Origin of the sequence: Stenotrophomonas sp. SrG, from assembly GCF_050031795.1 — a bacterium.
Classification (GTDB): domain Bacteria; phylum Pseudomonadota; class Gammaproteobacteria; order Xanthomonadales; family Xanthomonadaceae; genus Stenotrophomonas; species Stenotrophomonas rhizophila_A.
Window position 1 is genome coordinate 1 of record NZ_JBNBBE010001421.1, and the last position, 234, is coordinate 234.

Here is a 234-nt window from a genome sequence, read left to right on the forward strand (position 1 = left end):
CGGGTCTGGAACATGGCAGGGCAACCAAAGTAAGTGCGGGGGCCAGATACACCAAGGCCGCCAAGCTGGCGGCCCGGTGCGGTGACGTTGGGTGGCGCGCTCAGACGCGCTTGAACACCAGCGTGCCGTTGGTGCCGCCAAATCCGAAGCCGTTGGACATCACCACATCCACCTTAGCCACGCGAGCGGGGTAGGGAACGTAATCCAGGTCGCAGCCCTCGCCCGCTTCGTGAA

1 pseudogene is annotated in these 234 nt (G+C 64.5%); it reads right to left on the reverse strand.

Annotation, left to right across the window (positions count from 1 at the left end):
• Positions 1-100 precede the first annotated feature (100 nt).
• A pseudogene (locus tag ACQG3P_RS24080) lies at positions 101-234 on the reverse strand (beta-ketoacyl-ACP synthase II); the annotation flags it as partial.